The sequence below is a fragment of the Actinomadura sp. KC216 genome, from assembly GCF_004348535.1.
In the GTDB taxonomy this organism is placed as follows: Bacteria; Actinomycetota; Actinomycetes; order Streptosporangiales; family Streptosporangiaceae; genus Spirillospora.
In genome coordinates, this window is record NZ_SMJX01000500.1 from 1 (window position 1) to 4099 (window position 4099).

A 4099-nucleotide genomic window follows, 5' to 3' on the forward strand; every position below is an offset into this window, starting at 1 on the left:
CACCCACGACCTCTTCCGCGACGTCCTGGACGCCCTCAGCGTCCAGCTCCGCACGGTCAACATCACCGCGCTCCGCGAAGGCATCTTCTTCGCCGACCTCGTCTTCTCCAACGGCGTCGAGGTCAGCGCCCGCCCGTCCGACTCGATCGCCCTGGCCCTCCGTACCGGCGCCACCATCTTCGCCAGCGAGGACGTCCTGGAAGAGGCCGGCGTGGCCATCCCCGACGAGCAAGAAGACGAAGTGGAGAAGTTCCGCGAGTTCCTCGACACCATCTCCCCGGAGGACTTCGGCCGAGCGGGCTGAAGCCGGGCGAAGCGTGACGGCGAGCCTGCCGGGAACCGGCTTCCCACCGGGTTAGCCTGGGATAACGTGCGAGCAGTGGGTTTGTTGCCCCGGTTCCTGGGGATTCATGAAGATAGGCTTGATCGCCTGCCGGTAGCCGCGATCCGCGACCACCTCGGCCACCACCGCGACCCCGCGACGACCTGGGGCATTGAGATCGCGTTCGAAGGCGGGTTTCGAGCTTGCGAGAAACCTGATCGCGCAGCGAGCCGCAAGGCGAGACGGAGCGATGCAACGATCGCGCGCAGTGCACGAGGATGGAGGCCCGCCGGGGCCGAAGAAGGAGTGCGCTGCAATAAACACAGAAATGCAGGTAATACGTGGGTTCATCCGGGCATGCGACGCGCCGACGATGAACGTTGACCCCACCCTGACCGGCACCTACCGTGCTGGTGGAACACCCGTGGTGTAATTCGTCAAACCCCCTTGACGAAGCGCCACGGGATGATTTGGAGCCGGAGGTCCGCGTGGCGGTGAGCAGCGGCGAGGGCAAGGCGACCCCCGAGAGGCATATGGCGTCCCAGCGCGCCGGAGAGCAGGGTCTGCTCTTCGACACGCGGGTGTCGGCGCCACCGGAGGATGTCGGATACCGCGGCCCGACGGCATGCGCCGCGGCGGGGATCACCTACCGGCAGCTCGACTACTGGGCCCGGACGAAGCTGGTGGAGCCGAGCGTCCGGTCGGCGCACGGGTCGGGGAGCCAGCGGCTGTACAGCTTCCGCGACATCCTCGTCCTGAAGGTCGTGAAGCGGTTGCTCGACACCGGGGTGTCGCTGCAGCAGATCCGCACGGCCGTGACCCATCTGCGCGATCGCGGCGTGCAGGATCTGGCGCAGATCACGCTGATGAGCGACGGCGTCAGCGTGTACGAGTGCACGTCGGCGGACGAGGTCGTCGATCTTCTGCAGGGCGGGCAGGGCGTGTTCGGCATCGCGCTCGGCCGGGTGTGGCAGGAGGTCGAGGGCAGTCTCGCCGAGCTGCCCGGTGAGCGCGCCGCCTCCGACGACGACCCCTCCGGGCACCCGCACGACGAGCTGGCCAACCGGCGCCGCGCGCGCCGTACGGGCTGACCGCCGCAAACCGACTGACCACGCACGGGCCGGCTGACTACAGCGCTTCCTTGCGCTGCAGGTAGGTGAACGCTCCCCAGCCTGGCAGGACGGGCAGCCAGAGGGTGAGCAGCCGGTAGAGCAGCACCGCGGACGTCGCCGTCTCCGCGGTGAGCCCGGAGATCGTCAGCGCCAGGGTGAGGGCGCCTTCGACGGCGCCGAGGCCGCCGGGTGTCGGCGCGGCCGACCCGAGCGCGTTGGCGGTGAGGAAGACCACCACGACGGTCGTCAGCGGCAGCGACCCGCCGAACGCGCGGATCGAGGCGTCCAGGCACAGCACGAACGCCACCGTCAGCAGCAGGGTGCCGCCCATTCCCGTGGACAGCTTCGTCGGGGACTGCAGGACGTCCACCAGCCGGGGCACCACGCCGGAGAACATGCTCTTCAGGCGGGTCGTGACCTCGCGCCGGACGCGCGGCACGGTCATCGCGAGGCCCGCGAGCAGGCCCAGCGACAGCACCGCGATCACGATCGTCCGGGACGGTGCGAGGTCCTGCGTCGCCTTCGCCGTCGACCCGGTGAGGAACCCGAACAGGATCAGCAGCAGGATGTGCGTGACCAGGCCCACCAGCTGCGACGCGCCGACGCTCGCGACGGCCGGGCCCGGCCGCACACCGGAGCGCTGCAGGTAGCGGGTGTTGACGGCGACGCCGCCGACGGCCGCCGGCGCCACCAGCTTCACGAACGACGCGGCGAGCTGCGCCAGGACCGTGCGCCCGAGCGGCAGCCGCTCCGGGACGAATCCCATCAGCATCAGCGCCGCCGCGACGTAGGTGAGCGCCGCCGCGCCCAAGGCGACCAGGACCCACTCCCAGCTCGCGGTGGCCGTCATCGTCCCGATGTCGAGGCTCGCGACCTGCGGGATGACGATGTACGCGGCGATCGACAGCGCCACGATGCTGAAGATCGTCCGGGGGCGGAAGCGCTCCAGCCTGGCGGGCGCGACCTCCGTCTCGGGCTTCAGCCGGACGATCTGCTCCCGGATGCGGGTCAGCAGGTCCCGGTCGTGCCGCAGCGCCGTCCTGGTCGTCCGGGACAGCGCCACCCGCTGCAGCAGCGGCACGGCGGCGGCGAGGGCCTCCTCGCCGAGCACGGCCGCCGCGGTCCGGACGGCGCGTTCCGGGCCCGCGCGCAGCGCCAGCGTCGTGAGGGCCTGCGCCAGGTCGAGCCGCAGCGCCAGGTCGCCCGCCGCGATCTCCCCGGACCGCAGGTCGGTGATGTAGGCGCTGCCGTCCTCGCCGACCAGGACCGCGCCGTCCAGCAGCCTGCGGTGCGCCAGCCGCCCTTCTTGCAGGGCACGGAACTGGCGCCACACGTCCGTCAGGAGCCCGTCGGTGATCTCGTCGTCGTCGAGGTCCGCGAGGCGGCGGCCCGGCACGTGCTCGTAGGCGAGCAGCGCGGCCTCCGTGCCGACCTCCGACGTCCCGATCAGGCGCGGCGTCCGGACGCCCGCCGCGTCCACCGCGTACGCCATCAGCGACTCCTGCTCCAGGGACCGGCGCAGCGACCGCAGCGCCCGCCCGGTCGTCGTGCCGCGCAGCCGCAGCAGCCGCCACACCCGGTACAGCAGGCCCGCCGTCTGCTGGTCGCGGTCGAGGACGTGCAGCTCCAGGTCCCAGTCGCCGTGCGCGCCGCGTCCCACCGGGAGCCGCGTGCCGCGCCCTTCCCTGGGACGGGGCGCGAGGACGACGCCGTACCGGCGGGTCTCCTCGGCGCCGTCGGCGGGGTCGCCCAGCCGCGCGGCGCGTTCGGGGCGCAGGCCGAGGCGTTCGAGCGCCGCCACCACCGCCCGGCCCGGCGGGCGCGGGTTCGGGGTGCCGACCACGTACAGGGTGCCGTGCCCGATGGCGCGGCCGAGGAGGTAGGTGGCGGCGAGCGCGGCGACGGAGGCGTAGGACGCGGTGAGGCCCGTCAGCGCCGCCAGCCCGATCATCGTCCAGGTCGCGGCCTGCCAGCGGGCGCGGCCCGCCATCCCGACCGCGCTGACGAACGCGATCACCGGCGCGATGTCGGTGTGCACCGGCGCGGTCTCCGTGCCGCCCCAGATCAGCGAGTCCAGGACGCCGCCGGGCGCGCCCCGCACCACCAGGTCGTCCAGCCCGACCGTGAGCCCGAACGCGATCATGGCGGCGAGCAGCGCGATCGCGACGCGCGTCCCGTCCTTGTGGAACAGCCGCTCGATCCCGAACGCGATCGGCACGGCCAGCACGCCGAAGCTGGACACCAGCGTCGCCAGCGACAGCAGCAGCCGCGGCGCGTGCGCGGCGCCCTCGGCGATGTCGGTGTGCAGGCCGTGCGTGGTCTGCTGCGCGATCGACACCAGCAGCATCACCGCGGCGAGCCCGGCGACCGACGCCGCGAACCGGATCGCGTCGGCCGGGCGGCGGATCCGGTCGGACTGGGCGGGCTCGTCGACGGGCACACCGGCGGCCGTGCCCTGCCGCGCGGGCACCGTGTCCTCGTGGATCGGTGTCACGCCGTTCCGCCGCCCTGACCATCCGCCATCGCGATCAGCGTCCCAGAACCGGCGGCGCGCCGTCGACCTGCGCCCTCCGGGGCGTCCCGCGTTCACCCCGCAGCCACCGTCCTCCAGCCCCCACCCACCGCCATTCAACCGACGAGCTCCGCTCGACGCTCTTCTCCAGCC

The 4099-nt window shown here is 72.6% G+C and carries 3 protein-coding genes; 2 read left to right on the forward strand and 1 reads right to left on the reverse strand.

Annotated features, from left to right (window positions below):
- The coding region (locus E1264_RS40915; RefSeq protein WP_132182689.1) for a bifunctional nuclease family protein at positions 1–304 on the forward strand (304 nt) is incomplete at its 5' end.
- 506 nt (positions 305–810) lie between these two features.
- Positions 811–1413, forward strand: a complete 603-nt coding sequence (locus E1264_RS40920) for a MerR family transcriptional regulator (RefSeq protein ID WP_132182691.1) — start codon at positions 811–813, stop codon at positions 1411–1413.
- A gap of 37 nt (positions 1414–1450) precedes the next feature.
- Here E1264_RS40920 and E1264_RS40925 read toward each other — a convergent pair whose 3' ends face one another.
- Entirely contained in the window at positions 1451–3928 is a 2478-nt protein-coding gene (locus tag E1264_RS40925) for a lysylphosphatidylglycerol synthase transmembrane domain-containing protein (RefSeq protein WP_132182693.1), read from the reverse strand.
- Positions 3929–4099 lie beyond the last annotated feature (171 nt).